The 25,743-nt window shown below is 34.8% G+C and carries 32 protein-coding genes, 1 tRNA gene and 1 pseudogene; 21 read left to right on the forward strand and 13 right to left on the reverse strand.

Features of this window, described 5'->3' with window-relative positions:
• Both ACP5S8_RS03860 and ACP5S8_RS03865 read right to left on the reverse strand, forming a co-directional pair.
• Positions 1-1,190, reverse strand: a 1,190-nt coding sequence (locus ACP5S8_RS03860; protein ID WP_461875794.1) for a putative bifunctional diguanylate cyclase/phosphodiesterase, incomplete at its 3' end; no start/stop codon positions are given.
• Between the two features lie 23 nt (positions 1,191-1,213).
• On the reverse strand, positions 1,214-2,233 hold the full coding sequence (locus tag ACP5S8_RS03865; RefSeq protein ID WP_461875795.1) for a GAF domain-containing protein: 1,020 nt from the start codon (positions 2,231-2,233) through the stop codon (positions 1,214-1,216).
• Positions 2,234-2,304: 71 nt separating this feature from the next.
• On the opposite strand from ACP5S8_RS03865, the gene murB reads away from it, so the two are divergent.
• The 12 genes from murB to ACP5S8_RS03925 all read left to right on the forward strand — a co-directional run bounded on the left by murB (position 2,305) and on the right by ACP5S8_RS03925 (position 12,925).
• Positions 2,305-3,153 carry a UDP-N-acetylmuramate dehydrogenase gene (gene murB, locus ACP5S8_RS03870; protein WP_461875797.1) on the forward strand — a complete coding sequence of 283 codons (849 nt, stop codon included), beginning with the start codon at positions 2,305-2,307 and terminating at the stop codon, positions 3,151-3,153.
• Positions 3,144-4,010, forward strand: a complete 867-nt coding sequence (locus ACP5S8_RS03875) for a D-alanine--D-alanine ligase family protein (protein WP_461870365.1) — start codon at positions 3,144-3,146, stop codon at positions 4,008-4,010. Before murB ends, ACP5S8_RS03875 begins: the two co-directional genes overlap by 10 nt.
• Complete coding sequence (locus ACP5S8_RS03880; RefSeq protein ID WP_461875798.1) at positions 4,003-4,827, forward strand: cell division protein FtsQ/DivIB; 825 nt, start codon at positions 4,003-4,005, stop codon at positions 4,825-4,827. The genes ACP5S8_RS03875 and ACP5S8_RS03880 overlap by 8 nt, the downstream gene beginning before the upstream one ends.
• 64 nt (positions 4,828-4,891) lie before the next feature.
• The gene (locus ACP5S8_RS03885) at positions 4,892-5,644 is read left to right on the forward strand and encodes a polysaccharide deacetylase family protein (protein WP_461875800.1); all 753 of its coding nucleotides are present in this window, start codon (positions 4,892-4,894) and stop codon (positions 5,642-5,644) included.
• Between the two features lie 50 nt (positions 5,645-5,694).
• Positions 5,695-6,534, forward strand: coding sequence for an MTAP family purine nucleoside phosphorylase (locus ACP5S8_RS03890; RefSeq protein WP_461875801.1), 840 nt, complete (start codon positions 5,695-5,697; stop codon positions 6,532-6,534).
• Positions 6,531-7,439, forward strand: coding sequence for a bifunctional molybdenum cofactor biosynthesis protein MoaC/MoaB (gene moaCB / locus ACP5S8_RS03895; RefSeq protein ID WP_461875802.1), 909 nt, complete (start codon positions 6,531-6,533; stop codon positions 7,437-7,439). The genes ACP5S8_RS03890 and moaCB overlap by 4 nt, the downstream gene beginning before the upstream one ends.
• A gap of 134 nt (positions 7,440-7,573) precedes the next feature.
• Positions 7,574-7,912, forward strand: coding sequence for a P-II family nitrogen regulator (locus ACP5S8_RS03900; RefSeq protein WP_461875803.1), 339 nt, complete (start codon positions 7,574-7,576; stop codon positions 7,910-7,912).
• Positions 7,913-7,942: 30 nt separating this feature from the next.
• Positions 7,943-9,352 carry a type I glutamate--ammonia ligase gene (gene glnA, locus ACP5S8_RS03905; protein WP_461871543.1) on the forward strand — a complete coding sequence of 470 codons (1,410 nt, stop codon included), beginning with the start codon at positions 7,943-7,945 and terminating at the stop codon, positions 9,350-9,352.
• Positions 9,353-9,400: 48 nt separating this feature from the next.
• Positions 9,401-10,012: a lysophospholipid acyltransferase family protein gene (locus tag ACP5S8_RS03910; protein ID WP_461870358.1), complete on the forward strand. Its 612-nt coding sequence runs from the start codon at positions 9,401-9,403 to the stop codon at positions 10,010-10,012.
• A 27-nt stretch (positions 10,013-10,039) separates the two neighbouring features.
• Positions 10,040-11,497 (forward strand): replicative DNA helicase, encoded by a 1,458-nt coding sequence (gene dnaB / locus ACP5S8_RS03915; protein WP_461875804.1) that lies wholly within the window; start codon positions 10,040-10,042, stop codon positions 11,495-11,497.
• Positions 11,497-12,099, forward strand: a complete 603-nt coding sequence (gene tmk, locus ACP5S8_RS03920) for a dTMP kinase (RefSeq protein ID WP_461875805.1) — start codon at positions 11,497-11,499, stop codon at positions 12,097-12,099. Before dnaB ends, tmk begins: the two co-directional genes overlap by 1 nt.
• Before the next feature lie 67 nt (positions 12,100-12,166).
• Positions 12,167-12,925 carry a sulfite exporter TauE/SafE family protein gene (locus ACP5S8_RS03925; RefSeq protein WP_461875806.1) on the forward strand — a complete coding sequence of 253 codons (759 nt, stop codon included), beginning with the start codon at positions 12,167-12,169 and terminating at the stop codon, positions 12,923-12,925.
• 26 nt (positions 12,926-12,951) lie between these two features.
• Here the strand turns inward: ACP5S8_RS03925 and ACP5S8_RS03930 are convergent, their stop codons facing one another.
• The 3 genes from ACP5S8_RS03930 to secF form a co-directional block, all read right to left on the reverse strand.
• Entirely contained in the window at positions 12,952-13,110 is a 159-nt protein-coding gene (locus ACP5S8_RS03930) for a hypothetical protein (RefSeq protein WP_461875807.1), read from the reverse strand.
• 51 nt (positions 13,111-13,161) lie between these two features.
• Complete coding sequence (locus tag ACP5S8_RS03935) at positions 13,162-14,448, reverse strand: NAD(P)/FAD-dependent oxidoreductase (RefSeq protein ID WP_461875809.1); 1,287 nt, start codon at positions 14,446-14,448, stop codon at positions 13,162-13,164.
• Positions 14,449-14,755: 307 nt separating this feature from the next.
• Positions 14,756-15,637, reverse strand: coding sequence for a protein translocase subunit SecF (secF, locus tag ACP5S8_RS03940; protein ID WP_461871146.1), 882 nt, complete (start codon positions 15,635-15,637; stop codon positions 14,756-14,758).
• Between the two features lie 65 nt (positions 15,638-15,702).
• On the opposite strand from secF, the gene ACP5S8_RS03945 reads away from it, so the two are divergent.
• The 5 genes from ACP5S8_RS03945 to ACP5S8_RS03965 are packed head-to-tail and all read left to right on the forward strand — an operon-like array spanning position 15,703 to position 18,799.
• Positions 15,703-15,963 (forward strand): hypothetical protein, encoded by a 261-nt coding sequence (locus ACP5S8_RS03945; protein ID WP_461871145.1) that lies wholly within the window; start codon positions 15,703-15,705, stop codon positions 15,961-15,963.
• Positions 15,960-17,030 carry a prephenate dehydratase gene (gene pheA / locus ACP5S8_RS03950; protein WP_461875810.1) on the forward strand — a complete coding sequence of 357 codons (1,071 nt, stop codon included), beginning with the start codon at positions 15,960-15,962 and terminating at the stop codon, positions 17,028-17,030. The genes ACP5S8_RS03945 and pheA overlap by 4 nt, the downstream gene beginning before the upstream one ends.
• Entirely contained in the window at positions 17,027-17,245 is a 219-nt protein-coding gene (locus ACP5S8_RS03955; RefSeq protein WP_461871143.1) for an AtpZ/AtpI family protein, read from the forward strand. The genes pheA and ACP5S8_RS03955 overlap by 4 nt, the downstream gene beginning before the upstream one ends.
• The gene (gene trmD / locus ACP5S8_RS03960; RefSeq protein ID WP_461875819.1) at positions 17,241-17,996 is read left to right on the forward strand and encodes a tRNA (guanosine(37)-N1)-methyltransferase TrmD; all 756 of its coding nucleotides are present in this window, start codon (positions 17,241-17,243) and stop codon (positions 17,994-17,996) included. The genes ACP5S8_RS03955 and trmD overlap by 5 nt, the downstream gene beginning before the upstream one ends.
• Positions 17,975-18,799, forward strand: a complete 825-nt coding sequence (locus ACP5S8_RS03965; protein ID WP_461875812.1) for a CheR family methyltransferase — start codon at positions 17,975-17,977, stop codon at positions 18,797-18,799. The genes trmD and ACP5S8_RS03965 overlap by 22 nt, the downstream gene beginning before the upstream one ends.
• 40 nt (positions 18,800-18,839) lie before the next feature.
• Here ACP5S8_RS03965 and ACP5S8_RS03970 read toward each other — a convergent pair.
• Positions 18,840-18,913 (reverse strand) — tRNA-Met (locus tag ACP5S8_RS03970).
• Positions 18,914-18,996: 83 nt separating this feature from the next.
• Here ACP5S8_RS03970 and tsaE point away from each other — a divergent pair.
• The 3 genes from tsaE to miaA are packed head-to-tail and all read left to right on the forward strand — an operon-like array spanning position 18,997 to position 20,285.
• Positions 18,997-19,398 carry a tRNA (adenosine(37)-N6)-threonylcarbamoyltransferase complex ATPase subunit type 1 TsaE gene (gene tsaE / locus ACP5S8_RS03975; protein ID WP_461875813.1) on the forward strand — a complete coding sequence of 134 codons (402 nt, stop codon included), beginning with the start codon at positions 18,997-18,999 and terminating at the stop codon, positions 19,396-19,398.
• Positions 19,389-19,568 (forward strand): isopentenyl transferase family protein, encoded by a 180-nt coding sequence (locus ACP5S8_RS03980; RefSeq protein ID WP_461875814.1) that lies wholly within the window; start codon positions 19,389-19,391, stop codon positions 19,566-19,568. Before tsaE ends, ACP5S8_RS03980 begins: the two co-directional genes overlap by 10 nt.
• Positions 19,569-19,571: 3 nt before the next feature.
• Positions 19,572-20,285, forward strand: a complete 714-nt coding sequence (gene miaA / locus ACP5S8_RS03985; RefSeq protein WP_461875815.1) for a tRNA (adenosine(37)-N6)-dimethylallyltransferase MiaA — start codon at positions 19,572-19,574, stop codon at positions 20,283-20,285.
• On the opposite strand, the gene ACP5S8_RS03990 is transcribed toward miaA, so the two are convergent.
• Entirely contained in the window at positions 20,254-20,532 is a 279-nt protein-coding gene (locus ACP5S8_RS03990; RefSeq protein WP_461870880.1) for a ubiquitin-like small modifier protein 1, read from the reverse strand. The two genes, miaA and ACP5S8_RS03990, sit on opposite strands and share 32 nt — an antisense overlap.
• Before the next feature lie 180 nt (positions 20,533-20,712).
• Here ACP5S8_RS03990 and ACP5S8_RS03995 point away from each other — a divergent pair, with 180 nt between their 5' ends.
• The gene (locus ACP5S8_RS03995; RefSeq protein ID WP_461870879.1) at positions 20,713-21,027 is read left to right on the forward strand and encodes a hypothetical protein; all 315 of its coding nucleotides are present in this window, start codon (positions 20,713-20,715) and stop codon (positions 21,025-21,027) included.
• A 2-nt stretch (positions 21,028-21,029) separates the two neighbouring features.
• Here ACP5S8_RS03995 and trpB read toward each other — a convergent pair whose 3' ends face one another.
• The 6 genes and pseudogenes from trpB to ACP5S8_RS04025 all read right to left on the reverse strand — a co-directional run.
• Entirely contained in the window at positions 21,030-22,229 is a 1,200-nt protein-coding gene (gene trpB / locus ACP5S8_RS04000) for a tryptophan synthase subunit beta (RefSeq protein ID WP_461875816.1), read from the reverse strand.
• A 14-nt stretch (positions 22,230-22,243) separates the two neighbouring features.
• Positions 22,244-24,292: a DUF3536 domain-containing protein gene (locus ACP5S8_RS04005; protein ID WP_461875817.1), complete on the reverse strand. Its 2,049-nt coding sequence runs from the start codon at positions 24,290-24,292 to the stop codon at positions 22,244-22,246.
• Positions 24,279-24,896 carry a TetR/AcrR family transcriptional regulator gene (locus ACP5S8_RS04010; protein WP_461875818.1) on the reverse strand — a complete coding sequence of 206 codons (618 nt, stop codon included), beginning with the start codon at positions 24,894-24,896 and terminating at the stop codon, positions 24,279-24,281. The genes ACP5S8_RS04005 and ACP5S8_RS04010 overlap by 14 nt, the downstream gene beginning before the upstream one ends.
• Positions 24,889-25,152, reverse strand: coding sequence for a 50S ribosomal protein L27 (gene rpmA / locus ACP5S8_RS04015; RefSeq protein WP_461870875.1), 264 nt, complete (start codon positions 25,150-25,152; stop codon positions 24,889-24,891). Before rpmA ends, ACP5S8_RS04010 begins: the two co-directional genes overlap by 8 nt.
• 3 nt (positions 25,153-25,155) lie before the next feature.
• Positions 25,156-25,446: a 50S ribosomal protein L21 gene (gene rplU, locus ACP5S8_RS04020; RefSeq protein WP_461870874.1), complete on the reverse strand. Its 291-nt coding sequence runs from the start codon at positions 25,444-25,446 to the stop codon at positions 25,156-25,158.
• A gap of 81 nt (positions 25,447-25,527) precedes the next feature.
• Positions 25,528-25,743: pseudogene (locus tag ACP5S8_RS04025) on the reverse strand (GspH/FimT family pseudopilin); the annotation flags it as partial.

The following is a 25,743-nucleotide window of genomic DNA, read 5'->3' on the forward strand; positions in this document are numbered from 1 at the left end:
AACCAAAAACCTTGGACAATATCACATCCTAAGGACTTCAACACCTCAAACTGTTCTTTTGTTTCCACACCTTCTGCTATGGTTTTCATTTCAAGGTTGTGAGCTAGCTCTATTATAGTTTTTGTGATAGATTTTGATTTTTTATCGTCCAATATATGTCTTACAAAAGACATGTCTATTTTAATATAATCTATCGGCAAATCTTTAAGATATGAAAAAGAACTATAGCCAGTTCCAAAATCATCAATAGATATCTTAAAATCAGAACTCTTAAGCTTATTAAGCGTAAATAAGGCTGTCTCAAAATTTTCCAAAAATAAACTCTCGGTAATTTCTATATTTATACAGCTTGATAAATCTGTTTTTTTATATTTTGAGACAATATTTACGATTTTTTCATATACATTTTCATTTTTAAAAGAGATAGGTGATATATTTATAGATACGGGTATTGGCATACGTGCAGAAAGCTTTATTCTATATAGATAGTCCAAGTCCTTACATACTTGGTTTATAAGCCAAGATTCTAATTTTGATATAAGACCAGATTCTTCAAGTATGGGGATAAAATGCATAGGCGGAACAAAGCCAAGTTCTTTTGATTTCCATCTTGTAAGCGCTTCAAAACCGACAATCTCTAAGGTTTTTATATCAAAGTAAGGCTGATAATATATTACAAACTCTTCTTTCTCAAAAGCTTTTTCAAGATTTGTTTTATAGAGTAGAAATTGGGAAGCTCTAGAGTTTAAATCATCGCTAAAAAATACATAATTCCATTCTATACCCTTCTTAGCTTTAGCTAAAGATATATCAGCATTTTTATACACCTCTTTGGCAGATGTCCCATTATCTGGAAAAATAGCTATACCAATTTGCATAGCTACACTTATAACGTTGCCGTTTATATTGAAAGGTTGTTCAAAAGCCTCTCTTAATCTATCTAAAATTATTATTATATCTTCTTTGTCCTTTAAATCCGTCAAGATTATACCAAACGTATCAGAAGCTACTCTTCCTATTATATCTGTCGGCCTAAATATGTCTTTCAACCTTCTGCCTACAGCTTTTAAAAGCTCATCACCTATATCAAAACCATATACATCGTTGATATAAGTAAACCTGTATATATCCGCCAACATGAAAGCCCCAAGCCTATTGTAACTAGTCTTACCAGTATTTATAGCGTTCATATCGGAAACCACGAACCAATGGCTCACCTACCCAATTCTCTCATCTCCACCGCTCTTCTCACGTGCATGTCAAGTTCTGCCATCAAAAACGAGTAAGAGAATAAACCGGTAACAGGGTCTTGATTTAAAAGAAAATATAGTTGCTCCTCCAAGCTTTTCTCTTTTGATACATCTTTGCCTATAAATATAAAATTGTCGTCAGCCACAGGGATAACTGCTAAATCCACATAAATATTTTTGCTTTGTTTTGTTTTAAAAAGCACTATACCGTTATGCTCTTTTCCTTGAGATACAACATCCAAGTTTTTATAGTCTAAAATATCTTTATAATTGTATAAAACATCAACTTTTTTACCCAAAAGCTCACTCTCGTCGTATCCAAAAACTTTCAACGTTTTATCGCCCACGTATAAAATTTTACCACCGTTGTCTGTTATGATAAACAATTCCATGTAAGAAGAAAGCCCAGATTCCACCGCCTGAAGAAGCCAACGTGTTTTTATAGCATTAAGAGTCATACCTATATCAAGAGATAGCTCCTCTAACAAGCTTCTTTCTTCCTCTTGAAAAAAGTTTACCTCGTCCGCATACATCCCAAATACACCTATGACATCACCGTTTTTCCTTATAGGTATTGTGGCGCTTGAACGAAATCCTCTTTTTAAAGCCTCTTCTTTCCAGGGTATCATCCTTGGGTCTTTTTCTATATCTTCTATTATGAAAACGCTATTTGTTTTAAAACATGTAGCAATAGGTCCTTTCGACCTTATATCTGACTCATCAAGAGGAATTTCCAGAAATTTAAGATATTCTAAATACATATTATCAGGCGATTTTTTGGGATAATAGGCCGGTACTATTTTATTTATGCTTTTTATATAAAAACCTATAAAGGCAAACTTCACAAAGTGTTCTACCACTATATCGCAAAGGTTTCCAAAAAACAAAGCTTCATCGTAGGGTGTCGAAGCGTTTACGCTTCTAACGATCTCTTGATTTATAGCCCTCATCAACCTATACAACTTTACAATTTTATTTTCCATTTCACCTTCTACGTAAAGTTATTTTTATATGTATTATAGCAAATTAACATAAGCTGTGATAAAATAAACTGATGATAACAAATAAAAATGTGGACTTAAGGGATTTCACAACGATAAAAATAGGTGGAGTAGGCTCATACATGTTTTTCCCAGAAAACGAAAAAGAATTTTTAGACATATACAAAAAACACAAAAACGACAAACTTTACATACTTGGAAAAGGTTCAAACACCATATTTGGAGATTTTAACGGCGTCTTAATAAATACAAAACATTTTTACGATATTAAAATCTCAGAGACAAAAGAAGGTATTTTGGTAAAAGCCTCTGCAGGAGTACCTTTGAAAGACTTAATAAAACTATCCGTGGAAAACAACGTAGAAGAGTTTTACAAGTTGATAGGTTTTCCAGCAAGCATAGGGGGAGCAATAGCTATGAACGCTGGGGCGTATGGGGTTGAGATTTTTGACTTTATAAAAGGTGTATGGTATATAGATAACGATGAAATAGTTTACAAACCAAAAGAAGAAATATTTTATACATATAGGAAAACTGAGTTTGAAAACAAGCCTGTGTTGTACGGAGAGTTTTTGTTTAAAAAAAGCCAACAAGACATAAAACCTTTAGCACAAACTATAAATCAAAAAAGAATGGAAGCTCAACCGCTAAACATGCCCACTTCTGGTTCTACATTTAAAAATCCAAAAGGCCATTTTGCCGGCAAGCTTTTAGAAGCGGTTGGCTTAAAAGGATATAGAATAAAAGATATAGGTTTTTCTCAAAAGCACGCAAATTTTTTGATAAATTATCAAAATGCATCTTTTCAAAATGTAATTGATATATTAAGCATAGCAAAAGAGCGAGTTTACAAAGCTTTTAATATAATATTAGAAGAGGAAATAAAACTGGTATGCGCATAGCGGTTATAACTGGCGGAGATTCACTTGAAAAAGAGATTGCCCTAAAAGGCGCTAAAGCGGTAGAAGAGTCCCTTAAAAGGCTTGGCTACGATGTAAATGTTTTAGAAATAGACAAAGATTTATGTTTTAAGTTGACTAAGATAAATCCAAAAAAAGCCTTTATAATAGCTCACGGGACTTACGGAGAAGACGGCAGAGTTCAAGGGCTTCTGGATATACTAGGCATACCTTACATAGGCTCAAACACAAAAACAAGCGCCATATGTATGGATAAAGACTTCTCAAAACAAATATTTGAACAAAACCACATCAAAACACCGAAGTGGAAAGCTTACAAACCAAAAGATACTATAGATTGGAGCATTTTCCCATGTATTGCAAAACCAGCTTCTGCTGGTTCTAGTTTTGGGCTTTTCAAAGTAGAAGATGATAAATCTCTTAAAGAAGCCGCTCAAAATATATTCAAAATAGACGATAAGCTTATCGTAGAGGAGTTTATAGAGGGTAAAGACATGACGGTGGGATACTTCAAAGGGGCTATTTTAGAACCAATAGAGATAATACCCAAAAAAGGCATATACGATTTTGAAAGCAAATATACAAAAGGTATGTCAGAATATATATTTGTGGAAGATGAAAACATCTCTAAAAGACTAAAAGAAATCACAGCTAAAATAATTGATATATTTGAGTTAAAAGATATAGCAAGGGTGGATTTTAGGGTAAAAGGTGAAGACATATACACCCTTGAAGTAAATACCATACCCGGTCTTACAGAGCTTAGCCTTTTACCTATGGCTCTTAAGAAAGCTGGCATATCTTTTGACAAGATGGTGGAGATGCTTGTAAATGGCTAACTTATACTATTACCGAGGAAGACAAAAGGAAAAATCGTCAAAATGGAACACTGTCAAGCAAGCTTTACCTTTTGTATGGCTTATACTTTTTGGGCTTTTTAGCTTCTTTGCACCTTTTCTTATAGACAGCATAAGCTTTTTCAAAGCAAAAGCCGTAAACGTTTACGGAGACCAAAATATACCGCCAAAGGTAGTGGCAGATGCCATAGGAGCCTACAAAAGGAACTGGCTTTTTATGAACGCATCTGGTATAAAGGATAAATTGGAAAAAGCCACCGGCAACGCCATCGACTCAGTGGCCGTAAAAAAAGACTTCAAGGGCATATTAGATAACGATGTAGTGGTAGATGTTTATATAAAAGAAAGAAAACCCATTGCTGTTGTAGTAAACCAAAACAAAAGCTATCTCATGGACGACAAAGGCGATTTGTTTGATAAAAAATACTTCAACACCAAAGGCCTAACCATCATATATACCCCAGATATAGAAAAAACCCAAAAAGAAGTTAAGCTGTGGTTAAAGCCTATAGCAAACTATTTAAAACAATTTAAAGACAAAAACATCTTTATTACAAACAGCGGGATTTTCGTAGATATAAAAGATATAAACGGAGAGCTTATACTACCACTTTCAAACAAATACGACAAAAAGCAACTTTTAGAAAGACTAAACATAATATTAAATTACGGCCCAAGCTATCTCGCAAACAAAATATTGGATTTACGTTACAACAAGTTTATAACAATAAGAGAAAAAGAAAACAAACAACAACCCTCAAACCCTACAAAAACTACTACAACCCCAAACAACCTTTGAATGTTCACACAAACTTTATATTTCCTTCATAATTCTTATATATAATATTGTAAGGAGAAAATATATGGAAAGAAGAGAGTTTTTAAAAAACATAATTGTAGGCGGAATAGGTTTAGGCATTGGTAGTGCTTTTGGAAGCACGTTGAAGATTACCACACAAGAGCAAACAAAATCTACCAAGATAAAACCGCAGATAGCTTTAACTATAGACGATGGGTGGTTTGATAGGGAAAAAATGGTAAATATAGTAAATCATTACCAAGTACCGGCAAACTTTTTTATCATAGGAAGAGTTATAGAAGAGGACCCAAAACCTTGGATTACAGCCATAGAAAATGGGCATGAATTAGGATGTCATACTTACTATCACGATTTCTTTTCAAGGGAAACTATATCAAAAATTAACGAAGATTTTAGCCTATATGCAAAGACTTTTATAAACAAGCTTGGCACTGAAAACTTCAACAACATAAAACATTTCAGATATCCTTACGGGGACGTTGGCAATTATGCAAACAAGAAATATATAGAATCTCTTATAAAAGCCCACAGTTGGGATATAGCTTGGTGGGATTTGGATTTGTCTTTTTATCATAGACCTCGTTTTGGTGTTTATAAAAACCCAATACAACCCTTAGATAAATTTAAAATGTATATGGAACATATGGAAGAACTATCTATGAAACTTGGCAAGCCAACAAAAACGAAGGTCTTAATGCATTTTAAATATCCAGATGACCTTACGCTAAGAGACGTAATAGAGTATTCTTTAAAGCAAGGCTATGAGATAAAGAGATTATCCGAATTACAAGCGTAGCAAGTAAATAAGCCTAAACAAAACTTCCCTCGGTGTGATATTATATTTTTATGCACTATGAGGATAAGGCATTTCTTGGAATAATAGGTGGAAGCGGTTTATATAAAATATTTGAGGATGTAGAAGAACTAGATATAGATACTCCTTTTGGTAAACCGTCTTCAAAGATATTTTTAAAAAATGGCGTTGCCTTTTTATCAAGGCACGGTGTAGACCACTCCATACCACCTCATCTTGTAAACTACAGAGCAAACATATATGCACTATATAAAATAGGGGTTAGAAAACTAATAAGCATAGGGGCTACAGGTGGCATAAACACGCTTTTTAAAAGCGGAGATATCGTTATAACATCCGATGTTTTAGATTTTACAAAATCAAGGGTATCAACATTTTTTGAAGGAGCATTTTCAAAAGATATAGAGGAAGATGATACACCTTTTTATGAGCTTTTAAAAGCTAAAAAAGTAGTGCATACAGACATGTCAAACATCTTTTGCGAAGAGATGATAGGAATAGCAAACGAAATATTAAAAGATTTAAATTTACATTTTTATGTAAAGGGCGTATACGCTTGCACCGAAGGACCGAGGTTTGAAACCAAGAAAGAGATAGAAATGTTAAAGCATTTAGGAGCAGACATGGTTGGAATGACAGCATGCCCAGAGGTCTTTTTAGCCAGAGAGACCGGTATGCACATACTTCATATAAGCGTAATAACAAACCCAGCAGCAGGTATAGAAGGTCATAAACTTACTTCAAAAGAAGTAATAGATATGATGAAGCAAAAAGACGAAGAAATTAAAAAGTTTTTAACGCTTTTTATACCAAAAGCCCAAAAACAATTCGTATGCCAATGTGAAAATATATTAGAAGGTGCAGATGTATGAAAACAATAGATGTAAGCGATAAGATAGAAACTCTAAGAGAAGCAAAAGCCTATGGCTTCATAGAGCTTAGCAAAGAAACCGTAGAAAAGATTAAATTAAATCAACTACCAAAAGGAAACCTCATAGAGGCTACAAAATTATGCGCTTTATACGGTGCAAAAGCTACTCAACAAGTACTTCCATTTTGCCATCCTATAAACGTTGATTTTGTAGAAGGTGAGATAAATATAAAAGAGAACGGTATAGAAGTGTTTGCCACTGTAAGGGGAATAGCTAGAACCGGCTACGAAATGGAGGCTTTAAACGCCGTAAGTACAATGCTTTTAAACATATACGACATGTGTAAAGGTATAGATAAAAATATGGTTATAAAAGAAATAAAGCTTTTATCTAAGAGGGGCGGAAAGTCAGATTACTTTGAAGATTTATCTGGGGAAAAAGCAGCGGTAATAGTCCTAAGCGATAGAGCCTCAAAAGGAGAATACGAAGATAAAAGTGGCAAAATAGCTATAGAAATGTTAAAAAATTTAAACGCAGAAGTCCTTCATTACGAAGTGATACCTGATAATAAAGATATGCTTATAGATCGTCTTAAAAGCTTACAAAACAAAGTAAACATCATTATAACAAGCGGTTCGACAGGTTTTTCAAAAAGAGATATAGCCCCGGAAGCCACGAAAGAAGTTATAATAAAAGAGATGGTGGGTTTTGAAGAGATAATGAGAGTTTACGGCTATAGAAAAGTGCCAAAAAGCATCATGTCTAGGGCTGTTTGCGGTATCATAAATGAAAACTGCATAGTGATAAACCTACCCGGAAGTAGCGGTGGGGTAAAAGATAACCTCAGTATGATAGGCGGTCTTATAAAACATGCTTTGAAAATGGCAAGAGGTGAAGGACACTAATGAAGCGTCAAAATATGATATCAACGTATGTTAACATGTTAACAATTTTGTTAACAAATGTGTTTGGTGCTTTTTCAAGAAATATTATTTTACAAGAAAAATTTTATTGGCATTATATTTGATAGGAGGTACCTATGAAGAAGATAGAGGCTATTATAAAGCCTTTTAAGTTGGATGAAGTAAAGGATGCTTTAACGGAGATAGGTATAGGCGGTATGACGGTGATAGAGATAAGGGGCTTTGGGCAGCAAAAGGGTCATACGGAAGTGTATAGAGGCACAGAGTACGTGATAGATTTTTTGCCGAAAATAAAAATTGAAATAGTGGTAAAAGATGAGGAAGTTGAAAAAGTGGTAAACACTATTATGAAATCAGCTCAAACTGGAAGAGTAGGTGACGGCAAGATATTCATATTACCAGTGGAAGATGTAATACGCATAAGAACAGGGGAAAGAGGAGAGGCAGCTATTTAAAATGAAAAACTTTGTTAAGGAGGTTTTAATATGAATCAAGCAAAAGCTCAAGAGGTCTTGGACCTAGTCAAAAACGAAGGCATCGAGTATGTGGACCTAAGGTTCTCAGACCCGTTCGGCCAATGGCAGCACCTCACCATACCAGCCTATGAATTATCTATGGATACGTTTGAAAATGGAAGAGGCTTTGACGGTTCTTCCATAAGAGGCTGGCAATCTATAAATGAATCAGATATGTTAGCTTTTCCAGACCCAGAAACATGCTTTATAGATCCCTTTATGGAAAATACCATTGTAATGATATGCGATATCTACGACCCTATTACAAGGGAAAGATATGGAAGAGATACAAGATACATAGCTCAAAAAGCAGAACAATATCTCAAACAAACAGGAATAGGCGATGTAGCTTATTTTGGCCCTGAAGCTGAATTTTTCATATTTGATTCTGTAGAGTTTGGCAACACCGGAAACTCATCTTTCTGGAGAGTAGATTCTGAAGAAGGGTGGTGGAATAGAGAATTTACATCATCTGGTTATAAAATACCAAACAAAAGAGGATACTTCCCAGTACCTCCTTTAGATAAAACCCATGACTTAAGAACTGAAATGGTAACCATAATGAGCAAATACATGGGTATAACAGTAGAATTACACCACCACGAAGTGGCTACGGCTGGTCAAGCCGAGATAGACATAAGGTATGACTCATTGATAAAACAAGCCGACAATCTTTTTAAATACAAATATACGGTAAGACAAGTAGCAGCTAAGTATGGCAAATTTGCTACCTTTATGCCAAAAGTCTTACCAAACGACAACGGTAGCGGTATGCACACACATTTCTCAATATGGAAGGGTGACCAAAACCTATTTGCCGGCTCTGACTATGCAGGCATATCAGAAATATGTAAATACGCAATAGGCGGCATACTAAAACATGGTCCAGCACTGGCTGCTATCACAAACCCAACTATAAACTCTTACCATAGGTTGGTGCCTGGTTTTGAAGCTCCAGTAAGACTTGCTTACTCTGCTAGAAATAGGTCTGCCTCAATAAGAATACCTATGTATTCTCAAAGCCCAAAAGCAAAACGTATAGAAATAAGATTCCCAGACCCAACATCAAACCCATATCTTGCTTTTGCAGCAATATTGATGGCCGCCATAGACGGTATAGAAAACAAACTAAACCCAGGTGAACCTTTTGATAAAGACATATATTCTTTACCACCAGAAGAACTCCAAAACATACCACAGCTTCCAGGCTCATTAGAAGAATCTCTAAAGGCTTTAGAAGAAGATTACGAATTTTTACTAAAAGGTGGTGTATTTACAGAAGAGTTTATCCAAATGTGGATTGAATCAAAGAAAGAGGAAATAAACAGGATGAGATTTACTCCACACCCCCTTGAATTTGAACTATACTTTGATATCTAATATGCTAAAAATAGGGGCTTTCAAGCCCCTTTCCAAATCTAAATTTTAATGAAAGATAACCTCATAAAGCTTTTGCCGTATGGTATAAGGCTTTTAAGAAAAACTATAAAAATAACCTGCGATAGAGACGATTCAAAAGATAGAGCTATCATATATGCATTATGGCATTCTCAAGCTTTAGCTGTAGCTATGTACGGCATAGATAAAAACATTTACAGCATGGCAAGTCAAAACAAAGATGGCGATATAGCCGCTATCTTACTGCAAGGTCTTGGTTTTGGAGTAGTAAGAGGTTCTAGCAACAAAGACAATAAAGACAAAGGAGGAGCCAAAGCTCTTATTCAGATAAAAAAAATTTTAGAAAAAGGTTATAATGTAGCTATAACGGTAGATGGACCCACTGGTCCCCCCAAGAAAGTAAAACAAGGCGTTGTTTATCTTGCTCAAAAAACAAAAAGACCAATAGTGGGTATATATGCAAACATATCAAACTACATAAGCCTTAACTCCTGGGATAGATTTCAAATACCAACACCCTTTTCAAGCATAAAGCTAAATACTACAGAGGAAATATATATAGAAGAAAACGCGGATTTAGAAGAATATACAAAATTGTTGGAAGAAAAGATGATAGAGCTTGAATTAAAAGAAAATACCTAAACATAATTTTAAAAATAAAATATAAAAATGAACAACACCGATGAATTACTAAACAAAAATAGTATCTTTGACATCGATTTACCAAGAGACGAAGCTGCCGAGAGATCTGTGCTTGGTGCTATGCTATACGATATAGAAAACATACCAATAGTAGCAGAGATACTAAAAGAGGATGACTTCTTTGAGCCAATACACCGCACCCTTTTTAAGCTTTTATTAGAATATTATTTTGAAAATGCAAATCTAAGCACCATCGATAGAGTCATATTAAAAGATTTTATAGAAAAAAAGAAAATAACAGACATAACGGAAGACTTTTTAGAAGCTCTCGTATTAGAAGCTGTTACAGATATAGAGATTTTACAAAGCGTCATAAAAATTATAAAAGAAAAAGCTATTCAAAGAGCCATAATAAATTTAGGCATTAAAATAATAAGGGAAACAAAGCAAACTCAAGATTCAAACATCCTTATAGAAACCATACAAAGCGAACTTATAAACATAGCCTCTGACAATATAAACGTCGGATACTTCGAGCTAAAAGATATACTAGAAAATGTCATAAGCATAATAGAAAAATTCGCCCATAAAAAAGAGCTTGTTACCGGTGTACCTACTGGTTTTATTGATTTGGACAAACTCACCACTGGTTTTCACGAATCTGATCTTGTAATAATAGCGGCAAGGCCCGGCATGGGAAAATCGTCTTTTATGCTTTCCATGATGCACAATATGGCTAAAAAAGATATAGCCGTTGGGATATTTTCGCTGGAGATGAGCAAAGAACAGCTTATCATGAGGCTTTTGTCTTCGGCAAGCAAAATAGATATGCAAAGGCTTAGGACTGGAATGGTTACAGACGAGGAGATAAAACTTTTAAACTCTACAAAAGAGGAGCTGTCAAAATTAAAAATCTACATAGACGACTCTCCCGCCATTTCCATATCCGATCTTCGCATAAAAGCCAGAAAGTTGGTGAGAGAAAAAGATGTTAAGATAATAGCAATAGATTATCTTCAGCTTGTAAGGTCCATAAGAGCAAAAGGTAATAGACAAGAAGAAGTAGCTGAAGTATCTAGAAATTTAAAAGCTTTAGCAAAAGAGTTAAAAATACCTGTAATAGCCTTAGCCCAGCTTTCTCGTCAAACAGAGCATAGGTCCGACAAAAGACCGCAGTTATCAGATTTAAGAGAATCTGGTCAAATCGAGCAAGACGCAGATCTCATTATTTTCTTGCATAGACCAGAGTATTACAAAAAAAATCCATTGCCAGAGGAAAAGGGTCTTGTAGAAGTCATAATAGCAAAACAAAGACAAGGGCCCACTGGCATAGTTAGACTTGCTTTTATAAGCGATTTTGCATCTTTTTACCAGCTATCAGAGAAAGCCGCATCGCTTTATTCAAAATACGAGGATGAAGACAACGGTTTAACAGAGGATAGCGATATAGTAGATACAGATATAGACTTGGACGTGGATTTTTAATGGAAAATACAACTACGCAAAAACCATACATCATAGTTTTTGAAGGGATAGACGGTAGCGGAAAATCCACACAGATAAACATAGTTTACGAGCTTTTAAAAGATAAAAACGTAAAGCTGTTAAGAGAACCGGGCTCCACAGAAATAGGAGAGAAAATTAGAGACATATTAAAATCCCAAAAACTAGACCCAAAAACCCAAACGTTCCTAATAGAAGCTTCAAGGGCACATATGATAGAAAATCATTTAAAAGGGTTTAAAGGTATCGTGCTTTTAGATAGATATATATATTCTACAATTGCCTACCAAGGATACGGTTTTGGCATTGATATAAGCTTTTTAAAAACCCTCAACGATTTCGTATGCGATATATATACACCAGATATCGTGTTTCTACTTGATATAGACCCAAAGACGGCTCTTAAAAGGCTTAAAAGAGAAAAGGATGTATTTGAAAATTTAGATTTTCTAAAAAGGGTAAGATATGGATATTTGGAACTTGCGAAAGAATACAACTTTTATACGATAGATGCATCAAAAAATGTAGAGGCCATCACTGATGAAATAACAGCTGTTTTAAAACAACATGGTATATTATCTTGATTTTCTTAAAAGCAAAAACACTACATCCATCAGAGAATAAAAAGCTTTTAAATAGTAAAATTTTCTTATGCATACAATAGATATGATAAACTTACTAAATCCACATTTTTGGCCATATTTCTTGTATGGTGCTTTTGTGGTAGCCTTGGCTTTTTATGTAAGAGCTACAATAGGTTTTGGCTCTGGACTTATTTCAGTATCGCTTCTTAGCTTGATGTTTCCCATAAAGGAAGTGGTGCCAGTGGTGCTAATTCTAGACTTGGCTGGGTCTATACTCTTAGGAGCTTACGATTTTGCACACATAAGGTTTAAAGAATTAACGTGGCTTTTCCCAGGCAGTATAATAGGGCTTATAATAGGTACTTTCATATTAGCAAACACAGACGCTCAAAACATAACAAGATTTTTAGGAGTATTTATCATATCCTATGTGATATACGCCGTTAGTTTTAAACCAGAAAAGCTACCTATTATAAGAAAATTCTGGGCATTTCCATTGGGTATGCTTGCTGGTATTATAGGGAGTCTGTATGGTGGTGGCGGGCCTCCTTTGGTGGCGTATCTTCAGCTAAGAAGAATAGAGAAAAGAAGCTTCAGAGCTACATTTCAAGTAATAGCACTTTTAGATAACATCCTGAGGGTTTTTACCTATCTTAGCGTAGGCCTTTTAAACTTAAAACTGTTTGAAATAAGCCTATCTCTCATACCTTTTGCTGGTTTAGGGCTTTTTGGAGGAAACAAATTACATATGAAAATATCAAACGAAACGTTTATGAGGCTAACACTTATGTTTTTATTTTTAATAGGGATAAAATACTTAATATAAAGCGGGCTTACAACCCGCTTCTTACATTATTGCTTCTTAATGTTTGGTTCGTCGTTAAAACCTTGGAAAATCTCACCTTCTTCATCTGTACGAGAAGCATTTGCTATACCGTACAAAAGGGTAGCAAAAATCCAACCATAAAATATAATTGCCAAAAACATAGAAAGATTAAAGCCTAAATACATAACTTCACCTCCTTAATAATATAATAACATATAAAAATTTTTTTTCAAGCATTATTGTTTCCCTGGCACACCACTGCAATTAGCACACGGTTCCACCAAATGAAGGTTAAACATGGTCTCAAGACCCATCTTTTCAAACCATGGCTCTACGTCACCGGTTTTTACCTTCCACAAGAAGTATTTTTCAAAACCACTCTTTACCCAGTGCATCCATTTACTCCTTTTCTGTAAGGTCCAAGCTCTTGGTGGTATTACCGGATAAGCTATAAAACCAGCGGCATCGTTACCCATATCAGCTATACATATAGCAGCCAAAGTAGGCATATACCTTTCTGAGCTGTTCCTTATATCGGATACTATGTTTAAAGCAGTAGCCAAAGCCATACCCTCTATCATCTGCCCGGTTTTTGGAGTACCAGTAGGTACTGGAGTTTGCTCTACCGGTGGCATAGCAGCCACTACACCAACAGCGTATATGTTTCTATAATTTGGATTGTTAAAACACTTATCCACTATAACCATCTTGTTGGCCGGATTTGCTACCTTATCACCAGCGCTTGCCACTACATCTGTACCCATAAAGCTTGGCATAAGCATAGTAAAGCTAGACTCTACCTCATATTCTTTTCCGTTTAAATCTTCATAAACTACAGAGTTTGGATTTACCTTTTTTGCTTTTACATTCACTACAGGTCTTATATCTCTTTCAGCCATTAGATCTTCCATAACCCTTTTAGAACTTCCCACACCGCCTAAACCAAGATGACCCACAAAAGGTTCGGAGGTTATATAATGTATTGGAAACTTATGCCTTAGGCCTCTTTTCTTTGCTTCATAATGTAGCATAAAAGCAAATTCATACCCTGGACCAAAACAGCTAGTGCCTGGCTTTGCACCAACTACCACTGGACCCGGTTTTTCAAAAAACTTTTCCAAAGCTTTGTTAAGGTGTAAAGCGTGATCAACAGTACAAACCGAATATCCATTTTCCTCTTGACCCTCTGTAAATACAAGCTTCGGACCAGTAGCTATTACAAGATAATCGTACTCTAACACTTTACCGCTTTTTAACGTAACTTTGTTGGCATCTGGGTCTATCTTTTCAGCGTCTTCATTTATAAAATCTATGTTCTTTTTCTTCAAAGCAGGTTGAAGAGGAGTGGATATATCCCCAAATTTGCGCCATCCTATAGCCAAATGAGGATACGCTGGCGTAAAACCAAAATAAGGTCTTCCAGAGACCACTTTGATATCAAGACTAGCATCTAATTTCCTTAGATTGTAAGCGGTAGATACACCACCTACACCACCGCCTATAATGACTACTCTTTTTGCCATAATACCTCCTAAAGTTAGATAATACTTAATTATAATATATCTGCATACGCGTAAGTAAATAAATATATCTTATAAGAAAATAAATCTTTCTTATATATAAAATAAATATGAAATTGTCAAAGACTATTTACCCGTGCTTAGATACATAGTTAAATATTATTATGAAAACAACAAATACAATAATGATTACAGTGGGGGTTAAAACGAATATGAACTTATCGTGAGCATTTAGCTTTTTGCCCATAACAACCACTCCTTTGTTTTTAAGATTTTATTAAAATATAAATTTAAAAGAATTTGACAATGACTATATTGATTGTGGTTTTTGTTTTTTGATCTTTTTAAGTAAGATTTTTATATCAAGTACAAGGGCTGAAGCCACAAATATAGAGGAAAGGGTACCTACAACAACACCTATCAAAAAAGCAAAAGAAATATCTGATAAAACATTTCCACCAAAAAGATATAGGCCTAAAGAAGATAAAAACACCGTAGAAGATGTCATGATGGTCCTTACTATATTTTGGTTAACAGACAAGTTTATAATCTCAGATAAGTCCATACCTTTTCTTAATTTGAGGTTTTCTCTTATCCTATCAAAAACTACTACGGTATCCGTTATGGAATAACCAGCCACAACCAGAATCGACGCCAAAACATCCAAGCTAACTTCCTTATAAGTCCAAGAGTAGGCGCCTACCACTATAAAAACGTCGTGAGCAAGTGCCAATATTCCACCAAGGGCAAACAAAAATTCATACCTAAAGGATAGATATATCAATATGCCCACCAAAGCTGTAATTATAGCCCATACGGCCTTTTTCCTTAGCTCTCCACTTACCACAGAACCGATATCTTCTCTTTGTAAAAGCTGAAAACTACCAATACTATTTAACGCTTTTTCTACAAGGCTTGGCTTCTCACCCACCCTTATCTTTACAATAATATCCCCGGTGTTTGTGCGTTGAACAACAGCATCTTTAATATTCACCTTATAAAGAGCATCATCTACTTGTTTTACACTTACAGGTGTTTGGAACCTTACTTCCAGCATTGTCCCACCGGTAAAATCAAGACCAAGATTTAAGCCTCTTGTATACAAGCTGAAAGCTGAAAGCAATATCAATATTATAGATATCACATAAGAATAGTATCTATACTTTATGAAATGTATATATTTAATCCGCATAACTTGTATTAGTATATCATAAATTGATATTGCCAACCAAAAGTATAAAGTTTATAATATTTAGTATGGAAAAGGAAAAACTTGAAGTGGAAAGCTTTGAAGATGAAGCTCAAATGGCAAGGGAACAAGCCCTTAAAATGCTTTTTAGCGCATTTTTACCGCCAAAAGAGATAAGGGAAGAGGTAATAAGGCAGATGAGAATATCAGAGATGGCTTTCTGGAAAGCTTTAAAGGCTGTTGTGGATTATAAGGTCCAAAAGCTTGAGAAAAAGACAGAACCTAAGCAAGAGACCAAGAAAAAAGCAAAGAAAATTGATATAGAATGACAAAAGAGTTAGAGAACTTAAGAAGCGAGATAGACAAAATAGATGCAAAGATAGTAGAGCTTCTAAACAAAAGAGCAAATATTGCAAAAGAGATAGGAAACATAAAAAAACAGCAGAATATACAAGTTAGGAACCTACAAAGGGAAAAAGAAGTTATATCGAATGTACTAAAAGAAAATGAAAAATACGGCGTATTCCCAAAAGAGGCGTTAGAAATAATATATAAAGAGATTATATCTGCTATATCGTCTTTAGAAGGCTCTGTAAAGATAGCCTACTTTGGGCCGAAAGCAACATTCACACATCAGGCAGCCATATCCCATTTTGGGTTATCTTCTGATTACATTGCCTGTGATTCTATATCTACAGTTTTTGAGCTTGTAGAATCAGGAAACGCCCATTACGGAGTAGTGCCTATAGAAAATACTATAGAGGGCATAGTAAACCATACCATTGACCTTTTAATGGACACAGAGCTTTTTATAGTGGGAGAAATCATAATACCAATAAACCTATTTTTGTTATCACTAGAAACAGATATTGCCAAAATAAGCAAAGTATATTCCCATAAACATGCGTTAGCCCAAAGCAGGAAATTTTTAGAAAAGCATCTTCCTTTTGCAGAAATATTAGAAGCTAAAAGTACCGCAAACGCCTGTGAAATAGCTCAAAAAGAGCCAGGCACAGCAGCCATAGCATCTGAAGTAGCCGCTTATGTCTATGGTTTAAACATATTGGCAAAGAATATCCAAGATCAAAAAAATAACTTCACAAGATTTTTAATAATAGGTAAAACGCTTACAAAGCCCACAGGAAAAGACAAAACCAGTATAATCATGGGTGTAAAAAACCAAACAGGAGCCCTTTACAAAGCCCTTGAAATATTTTATAGGCACAATATAAACCTTACCAAAATAGAGTCAAGGCCTTCTAAGAAAAAGGCTTGGGATGATATATTTTATGTAGATATGGAAGGGCATATAGAAGATAAAAATGTAAAAGAAGCACTAGAAGAACTTGACAAAAACAGTCATATGATAAAATTTTTGGGCTCTTACCCAAGATGAACCTAAAAGAGTTTAGCGCTTTAAACGTCGCTTTTAATATCCTTGGTGGTATAATAGCTGGCTTATTTGTTGGATATATGCTTGATAAGTTAGCTCTTGAAATCTTCCATAAAAACACATCCCCTTTGTTTTTGTTTGTATTTTTAGCTTTTGGTATAATAGCTGGTTTTAAAAACGCTTACCAAGATTTTAAAAAAACGTTAAAAGATGATTAATTTTTTCGTAGTTAGCATATTTCCAGAAATAATAGAGTGTTATGCTAAATTTGGTATCTTATCAAAAGCCATAAAACAAGGGTCTGTAAGGGTACATGCAATAAACCCAAGAAATTTTTATGAAAAAGTGGACGATACCGCCTACGGCGGATTTCCAGGAATGGTATTAAAACCAGAGCCTATAGTAGCCGCTTATGAGCATGTGTTGTCTATTGCCTCTGAAAAACCCTTCGTAATAAAACCAGAACCGTGGGGCAAGAAAATCAATCAACGCATGTTAAACAATTTAAAAGATAAAAAAAATATTATAATATTATGTGGTAGATACGAAGGAATGGATAAAAGAGTGGACAACATAGTGGACTTGGACGTATCAATAGGAGATTTTATACTAAGTAGCGGAGAATTGGTAGCGCTCTCAATAATAGATGGTGTCGCAAGACTTTTAGAAGGGGTTTTATCAGACAAAGAAAGTTTATGTCAAGACTCTTTTTCAAATAAATGGCTTGGTTATCCAGTTTATACAAGACCAGAAGAATTTAAAGGACATAAGATACCGTGGGTGTTAAAAACTGGAAATCACAAACTAATAGAGCTTTGGAGTCTATGGGAACGAATAGAGCTTACCACAAGATTAAGACCAGATTTGATACCAAAAAAATTAACCAGTATAGAAGAGCTATTTTTAAAAGCTATAAAAGCAAATCTAAGTTTTGAGGAGATGTTAGGTTGGAACAAAAAAATGTTATAGACGGCAAAATCCTTGAAGAACTAAGGAAGATAATCTATGAATTAACTGGAAACTACTATCCAGATGAACGTTTAATGCTTTTAGCAAAAAAATTAAACATGTTTTTAGAGGAAGGGAAACCTGAAGAATCACTCAAAGCAAAACTAGATGAATTATTCAAAGAGAAAAAACTAACAAAAGATATATTGAATATCATCACTGTCCCAGAAACAAAATTCTTCAGAGAAAAGTTGCAGCTTGATACGTTTATGAAAGAAATAGTTTTGAAAATCATCTTTCCATCTGTTCCCAAGGGTCAACCAGTAAAAGTGGCATCTTTTGCATGCGCCACAGGAGAAGAAGTTTACACCTTAGCGATGATGTTTGAAGCAAACGCTGTACCATATCAAATAATAGGTTTTGACATAAACGAAAGCTATTTAGAGAAAGCAAGAACTGGCATATATCCAAAAAGAGAGATGCTTGATATACCGCAAGAATATCATAAATTTTTAGATATAAAAGAAGATAGTTTCAAAATAAAAGATTCTATAATGAAAAAAACACAGTTTAAGCAGTTAAACCTCATAAAAAAAGAAGATTTTGCACCCTATAAAGAGTTGTTTGATGCAGCGTTTTGTAGAAATGCACTAATATATTTTGACGACAATTCAAAGCTAAGTGCCATAAGAAATATAGCTTACACTATAAAAATTGGTGGTTTTTTCACAGTATCTATGACAGAAGTACTAAGCCGCATACACACTCAGTTTTTCGAAACCGTAAAAATAAACAACATTTTCTTTTATAAAAAGATTAAATAAGCGTAAAGGAAAATATAGAGATTTTAGAACTAAAGTTAAATTGCGAGGGAAGGATTTGAACCTTCGACCTTCGGGTTATGAGCCCGACGAGCTACCAAGCTGCTCCACCTCGCAAGAAGATTTTATCATATTAAAAGCTTAAATTCAATGATAAAACTCATGTTTAATGCTATATATATCTGATATAATCAACATTTATGCAAAGCAAATACATAATAGACATTGTTACGCCAGATAATTTAGACGAGTTTGTAAATCTTGTAAAAGATTATATAAAAGTATCAGACATAGTATGCTTAGAAGGTGAGCTTGGAGCGGGAAAAACCACGTTTGTAAAAGCGTTTCTAAAAAGCTATAACTTTTACAACGTATCAAGCCCAACATTTTCAATAATAAACGAATACAAGTTGAAAGACTTTGATGTGTTACATGTAGATTTCTACAGAGTAGAAAATGTAAAAAGTTTTATAGATTATATAAAAGAAAAGCAAAACGAATCCATAACCTTTGTAGAATGGCCAAAAGAAATAGAATGCACAAAAACACTAAGCATAAAAGATGTAGGTAAAAATAGAAGGCTGTTTAAATTATGCCTATAGATGCTATAATAATAGGTGGGCCTACGGCATCCGGCAAAACAGAAATTTCCCACGAGTTGGCAAGACTTTTAAACACAGAGATAATAAGCGCAGATTCCATGTGCGTTTACAAGTTTATGAACATAGGCACCGCAAAGCCAAGTTTAGAAAAAAGAAAAGAGATAAAATAGCATATGATAGATGTAGTATTGCCAAACGAATATTTTGATACTTATATGTATATAGAAAGAACCAAAGAAATTATAAATAAATTAAAGCTATCAGGTAAAATCCCAATAATAGTAGGTGGTACATACCTTTATATCCAGGCACTCTTATACGGCTTACCAGAAACTTCAGAACCGGACTTTAAGCTTAGAAAGAAACTAGAAAGCATAGTACAAAAAAAGGGACTTGATTTTTTATACAAAAAGCTTAAGACCGTAGATAAAGTATATGCAGAAAAGATAGGAAGAAACGACAAAAAACGTATAATAAGAGCGTTAGAAGTATTTATAAACACAGGAAAACCTTTTTCCACATTCCACAAATGGCAAGAACCAAAGATGAAAGTTTTAGGCTTTTATACAAACCTTACCCAAGAAGAGCTAAACGAAAATATAGAAAAAAGAACATACCATATGATAGAACAAGGGCTTGAGGTGGAGTGTATAAACTTGCTTTGTTTAGGATACAAAGAAGCTATGACCTCTTCTCAAGCAATAGGCTACAAGGAAATGATACCCTACATAGAAGGGAAAGCAAGCCTCAAAGAGGCTGTGGAAAACATTATAAAAAATACAAAAGAATACGCCTCAAGGCAAAGAAGATGGTTTCAAAAAACCCCTTTCATACCTATAAGAACCCTTGAGGATATCAAACACCACCTGCAATCGCTGGGACTATAGAAAGCGTATCTCCATCTTTTAGCTCTGTGTCTATACCCTTTAAGAACCTTATGTCCTCGTCGTTTAGATACAAGTTTACAAACCTTCTTAGCTCTCCGTTTTCATCTACAAGTCTTTCTTTGAAACCTGGGTAAGAGGCTTCTAAAGCATCTATAAGCTCCTTTATGTTTTTAGCCTCTACGCTTACTTCTCCTTGGCCATTGGCCAACCTTCTCAAAGGTGTTGGTATCCTAACGGTTATAGCCATATCATCTCCTTAAGCCAAAAGGCACCGCCATTTATATAGCGCTTACGGCAAGCGCTGCCTAAAGTTATAATTATAGCACAAAACTTCCTAAAGTAAATCTCTACACATATACATTGTTGCAAAATCTTGCATACTTATTTTGCTCATCACATTTTAAAGAGTAAATACTATATTAAAAGCATGGAAAACTTAAATTACTCAAAGTTTAATAGAATGTTTTTGGCTGGCAAAGATAAGGGAGATTTATCAAAGGAGTTAGAGCATCTACTTATATCTGTAAGAGTCCTTTACAAGTCCTACATGATAGATATAGAAAATATGGATAAAGAGGATATAAAATACGATTACTTAGAACATAAAAACAACTATGAAAATACGATAAGGCCGTTTTTGATGAAAAAAGATATACTCATGGACAAAAATCTATGTGAAAAAGCAGAGCAAATATCAAAAACTTACGAGGAATTCTTAGATACGCTGGCAAAAAAGATATAAAGTTAAATACTCCCTTTAAACATATCAAATATCTGATTTACATCCTTATCGCCTCTACCTGATAAATTTATTATCATTAAAGCGTTGGGATTTTCTCTTGCAATATCTATAGCCTTTACAACAGCGTGAGAAGATTCTAAGGCTGGTATTATACCTTCTGTTTTTGCTAAAATCTTAAAACCATTTAAAGCCTCTTCGTCTGTAGCGTATATGTATGTAGCTCTTTTTGTGGCTTTTAAGAAAGCATGCTCTGGACCTACACCAGGATAATCAAGACCAGCAGATACAGAATGAGTGCCTAATATTTGCCCTTCTTCGTCCTGCATAAAGTAAGATTTCATACCGTGTAAGACACCGATCTCACCGTCCGACAAAGGTGCCGCATGTTTTCCACTGGCAAGACCTAGCCCACCTGCTTCAACACCTACAAGCCTAACCTCTTTGTCGTCAATGAAAGGGTAAAAAATACCTATGGAGTTTGAACCTCCACCCACACAGGCTATAACAAAATCAGGAAGCCTTCCTTCTTTTTCTATTATTTGAGCTTTTGCCTCTTCTCCTATTACTTTTTGAAAATCTCTAACGATCATAGGGAAAGGATGAGGTCCTACCACAGAACCCACCACGTAATGGGTAGTTTCAACGTTTGTAACCCAATCTCTCAGCGCCTCGTTGATGGCATCTTTCAAAGTTTTTGTACCAGAGGTTACCACTTCTACCTTTGCTCCTAAAAGCTCCATTCTAAAAACGTTTAACCTCTGACGTCTGACATCTTCTTCGCCCATATAAACCACACACTCAAGACCAAGCAACGCACAAGCGGTAGCCGTAGCCACGCCGTGTTGTCCTGCTCCTGTCTCCGCTATGATACGGTGTTTACCCATTTTTTTAGCCAAAAGGCATTGTCCTATGGCGTTGTTTATTTTGTGCGCTCCTGTATGTAGCAAATCCTCTCTTTTAAGGTATATCTTAGCACCAGCAAGTCCAGAAAGCTTTTCAGCGAAATAAAGAGGGGTCGGCCTTCCGGCGTAATCTTTCAGATAATAATTAAGTTGATTTTTAAAAGATTCATCGTCTTTGAGTTTTTTATAAAAATATTCAAGCTCTTCGAGAGCATACATCAACGTTTCAGGCAAAAACCTTCCACCAAAAGCTATATCTCCTTCTCTAAAATAACCTTTTTCGTCCGGTTGACTGTACATAAAAATATTTTACATCAATAGGCTATATGAAGTGCATCCAAAATAGATTTATTTTTTATAAGGTCTTTCTTAGCCCATACTTCATTTTGAGTTTCCCATATACCTATCATAAGAGTGTAATCTTTTTCATCTTTGTTGTAAAGTTTCACAAAACTGAGTATTTTTAAAAATTCATCTTCGTTGTTTGGTAACTCTTTCGCTTTTCTGTATAGATACTTACCAGCCTCCTTTGTAATATAAGCAGATTTTAGACTTACACCAAAATTTACAAGCTCACTATAAAAAGAAACAATGTTTTCTATACCGTAGTTTTGTTTTAACATGTAAAGCAACACGTTTTTCGCTATCTGCTCTATAAAAGCTTTTTGTTGTTCTAAAAATGGAGAAATGGCCTCTATGCGAGATATTTTTGAGATAATTTGTTTTATAAGCTCCTCATAATATTGAATATTTTCTTTAACCGTATTGTATATCAAAAACTCTGTTATATCTTTTTTAAAAGCTCCAAACATGTTAGACACATCTAAATCTTTAACATTAAACTCAAAAGAATTTTTTTTAAGGCTTTCTTTGTCTTTTAAAAAGACATATATATAATTTCCAGAAGTCGAGATTTCATAATAAAATTTAATAAAATATCCATCATCCTTTATATAACCGTAGCGATTCATGATAGCCAAATAAGATGCCACATCTTCAAGAGTATAAACTTTCGCATCTTTTATATAAACATCCTTTGCGGTGGGTCTTTGAGCGGTGTTGCCTTTGGCGTTTTGTAAAATGTTTATAAAAGGTATCTCTATATCTTCATAGTCTTTTAACAAGTATATAGCGTACTTTGCCATATCAAGGCAATGTTTTACTTCAACTCCAGACACATCGTCAAAAAACCAAGCATCCGAAGAAAAAGCAAACTGAACACACTTGTAAGCTACCAAAAGCTTAGCAATAGTTATTTTGTCTTCTTCATCTTCAATGCCTTTTTCTTTCAAAAACTCTTCTACATCCTTTACACCAAGGATAACATCTACGTATTCAAACAGAAGCCGCTTCACATCTATTTTAAACTTTTTAGCTATATTTTCTAAATTTTCTTTAACTTTTCGTCTTAAAAATTCCAAAGCCTCCCTCAAAGGTCCACGCCAATATTGATTCCAATCAGGATGGGCACCAGAGTTGCATCCACAATGGGTACGCCATCTCTCTATTCCGTGAGGGCAACTCCAAGAGGTATTTTCCACTAGTTTAAACTCGTAATCAAAGTCTTTTAATTCTTCCACAAGATCGTTTAAGGCTTTTAAAGGTATCAATTTGGAAAGATAGGCAAGCCCCATTTCTCCAAACTTTTTATGATGGCCAAACGTTTCCCCATCCGTAGCAACTATTGGAACAACATCGCCAGACTGTCTAAAAGTATCTGCCAACCTTTTAACGTCTGTGAGTAAATCTTCAAAAGAAAGTTTACCAGAGATAATACCATCGTATATAAAAACTTTGATATTGCCATTCTTTAGCCTTATATAACCGTAGTTTTTAGAAGTTTTATTGTGAACTTGATGAGGAGCCAATATTACATACTCTATTCCAAACGCCTTGAAGACTTCTAGCGTCTCGTAATCTACAGCGCATTCTGGCAACCACATACCCTTTGGCTTGACACCAAAATAACGCTCGTGGGTTTTTATACCCCAGTAAACCTGTATTTCTTTATCAAACCTCGGATCCAAAGGCAATATAGTATGATTGAAACTAATAGCAAGTGCGTTTTTTGAGCTTTTCTTAAGGACATCCAAAAGATAAGGAGCATGTTTTTCAAACCAGCTTAAAAGGGTATAACCTACGTTAAAGCTAATATTTTCATAGTTATTTACTATATCTACCACCAAATCGTCTTCTTTTATATGAGCGTAAGCATTAGGAAGATAACATTCTCTTAGAATCCTTTTATTCCAATTTTCATAAGGATAGGCAGACGGTTCTAAATCAATTTCGCCCAAAGAAGGGCTTATTCTAATAGGTTGGTAAAAATGCCCATGTACTACAAAGTATTTATGAGCCTGCACCAAACAACCCCTCCTCAAATAGCATCTTTAATGTTTTTTTATCTTTTACTATACTACCTTGTTTCCCTCTCAAAAACCATATAAACACCCTCGATTGTAAAAGCCCTAAAAATGTAAAAGCAGCCTCCTCTATATCTAAATCTTTCTTTATAATTCCTTCCTCAACACCTCTATGAAAAAGAATGCTTATAAGGTCAAAATAGTTTTCTAAAAAACTTACCACAGCCCTGTTGTCGTATATGTTTGAGCGTGATAATTCAAAGCACAAAACTGGAATAGCACCTTTACTTTTTTCAAGCATATCTATATGTGTATCCATAATCTTGTCTATCTTTTGCTGTATTGATAAATCCCTATCAAAGACTATGGTTCTTATAGCATTTAAACACTCTCCTGTATATTTTTTTACCACCGATTGCACTATATCGTTCATATCTTTAAAGTGCTTAAATATAGCGGCATCAGTTATGTTAAGCCTAGCGGCTATGTTTTTTGCCGTAAACCCTCTTAAACCCTCTTGGGCTATCACCTCAGCCGCTATCTCTATTATTTTGTCTTTTGTGCTTTCTCTTTGAGTAGTCTTTTCTTCTACCGCCTTATGCACTCGCTTCCACCGGTTCTATATGAACAAACTTCTTCTTACCTTTTTCTTCAAACTTCACTACACCATCTTTAAGAGCAAAGATAGTATAATCTGAGCCAAGACCCACATTCTTACCTGGGTGCACCTTGGTACCTCTTTGACGTATTATAATAGAACCAGCTTTTACAAACTGGCCGCCAAAAGCCTTAACACCAAGACGCTTTGAATTACTATCTCTACCGTTTCTTGTTGAACCACCGCTTGCCTTTGATGCCATAACTCACTCTCCTATAGATAGTATAGAGATTTTTGTATAAAACTGCCTGTGTCCTCTTAGCTTCTTAGAATGCTTTTTTGGAAGATGCTTAAAAATAAGCACCTTCTTATCTTTAGCAGTAGATAAAACTTTTGCTTTAACCTTACCGCCAAGCTTCACGGCGCCATCTTTTACTACGCTTAAAGCTGGAAGTTCTATCTCCTCGTTTTCTCCGAAAGGAAGTTTTTCCACCTTTAAAACATCGCCCTCTTTAACTACGTACTGTTTTGAACCAGTTTCTATAACAGCATACATAAGCACTAACCTCTAACCTTTAATTGTGATCAACAATTATATCAAATAAAATTACTAAAATCTATGATACATAGCATTTATCTAACAGTTGGTAGGACAAGCACCGGTACCAGATGTATCCCTTATGCCTGCATAAGATACGCATATCATATAGTATTGATTTATATAAGAATCGTATACACATACATTTCCATTTTGGCTTGTTATGCCTCTTGCATCAAAGGATATCGGATTTGAAGTTTCTGTATAGCTAAGATAAGAGCTCTCGTAAGACGGCAAAGTGTAAGACTCTACAAC

The organism is Hydrogenobaculum sp. (assembly GCF_049967395.1).
Classification (GTDB): Bacteria; Aquificota; Aquificia; order Aquificales; family Aquificaceae; genus Hydrogenobaculum.

Bases quoted from the DNA above. Each gene is read 5' to 3' on its own strand.
- ACP5S8_RS03865 (WP_461875795.1), bottom strand. From the start codon at position 2,233: ATGGAAAATAAAATTGTAAAGTTGTATAGGTTGATGAGGGCTATAAAT.
- murB (WP_461875797.1), top strand. From the start codon at position 2,305: ATGATAACAAATAAAAATGTGGACTTAAGGGATTTCACAACGATAAAA.
- ACP5S8_RS03875 (WP_461870365.1), top strand. From the start codon at position 3,144: ATGCGCATAGCGGTTATAACTGGCGGAGATTCACTTGAAAAAGAGATT.
- ACP5S8_RS03880 (WP_461875798.1), top strand. From the start codon at position 4,003: ATGGCTAACTTATACTATTACCGAGGAAGACAAAAGGAAAAATCGTCA.
- ACP5S8_RS03885 (WP_461875800.1), top strand. From the start codon at position 4,892: ATGGAAAGAAGAGAGTTTTTAAAAAACATAATTGTAGGCGGAATAGGT.
- ACP5S8_RS03890 (WP_461875801.1), top strand. From the start codon at position 5,695: ATGCACTATGAGGATAAGGCATTTCTTGGAATAATAGGTGGAAGCGGT.
- moaCB (WP_461875802.1), top strand. From the start codon at position 6,531: ATGAAAACAATAGATGTAAGCGATAAGATAGAAACTCTAAGAGAAGCA.
- ACP5S8_RS03900 (WP_461875803.1), top strand. From the start codon at position 7,574: ATGAAGAAGATAGAGGCTATTATAAAGCCTTTTAAGTTGGATGAAGTA.
- glnA (WP_461871543.1), top strand. From the start codon at position 7,943: ATGAATCAAGCAAAAGCTCAAGAGGTCTTGGACCTAGTCAAAAACGAA.
- ACP5S8_RS03910 (WP_461870358.1), top strand. From the start codon at position 9,401: ATGAAAGATAACCTCATAAAGCTTTTGCCGTATGGTATAAGGCTTTTA.
- dnaB (WP_461875804.1), top strand. From the start codon at position 10,040: ATGAACAACACCGATGAATTACTAAACAAAAATAGTATCTTTGACATC.
- tmk (WP_461875805.1), top strand. From the start codon at position 11,497: ATGGAAAATACAACTACGCAAAAACCATACATCATAGTTTTTGAAGGG.
- ACP5S8_RS03925 (WP_461875806.1), top strand. From the start codon at position 12,167: ATGCATACAATAGATATGATAAACTTACTAAATCCACATTTTTGGCCA.
- ACP5S8_RS03930 (WP_461875807.1), bottom strand. From the start codon at position 13,110: ATGTATTTAGGCTTTAATCTTTCTATGTTTTTGGCAATTATATTTTAT.
- ACP5S8_RS03935 (WP_461875809.1), bottom strand. From the start codon at position 14,448: ATGGCAAAAAGAGTAGTCATTATAGGCGGTGGTGTAGGTGGTGTATCT.
- secF (WP_461871146.1), bottom strand. From the start codon at position 15,637: ATGCGGATTAAATATATACATTTCATAAAGTATAGATACTATTCTTAT.
- ACP5S8_RS03945 (WP_461871145.1), top strand. From the start codon at position 15,703: ATGGAAAAGGAAAAACTTGAAGTGGAAAGCTTTGAAGATGAAGCTCAA.
- pheA (WP_461875810.1), top strand. From the start codon at position 15,960: ATGACAAAAGAGTTAGAGAACTTAAGAAGCGAGATAGACAAAATAGAT.
- ACP5S8_RS03955 (WP_461871143.1), top strand. From the start codon at position 17,027: ATGAACCTAAAAGAGTTTAGCGCTTTAAACGTCGCTTTTAATATCCTT.
- tsaE (WP_461875813.1), top strand. From the start codon at position 18,997: ATGCAAAGCAAATACATAATAGACATTGTTACGCCAGATAATTTAGAC.
- ACP5S8_RS03980 (WP_461875814.1), top strand. From the start codon at position 19,389: ATGCCTATAGATGCTATAATAATAGGTGGGCCTACGGCATCCGGCAAA.
- miaA (WP_461875815.1), top strand. From the start codon at position 19,572: ATGATAGATGTAGTATTGCCAAACGAATATTTTGATACTTATATGTAT.
- ACP5S8_RS03990 (WP_461870880.1), bottom strand. From the start codon at position 20,532: ATGGCTATAACCGTTAGGATACCAACACCTTTGAGAAGGTTGGCCAAT.
- ACP5S8_RS03995 (WP_461870879.1), top strand. From the start codon at position 20,713: ATGGAAAACTTAAATTACTCAAAGTTTAATAGAATGTTTTTGGCTGGC.
- trpB (WP_461875816.1), bottom strand. From the start codon at position 22,229: ATGTACAGTCAACCGGACGAAAAAGGTTATTTTAGAGAAGGAGATATA.
- rpmA (WP_461870875.1), bottom strand. From the start codon at position 25,152: ATGGCATCAAAGGCAAGCGGTGGTTCAACAAGAAACGGTAGAGATAGT.
- rplU (WP_461870874.1), bottom strand. From the start codon at position 25,446: ATGTATGCTGTTATAGAAACTGGTTCAAAACAGTACGTAGTTAAAGAG.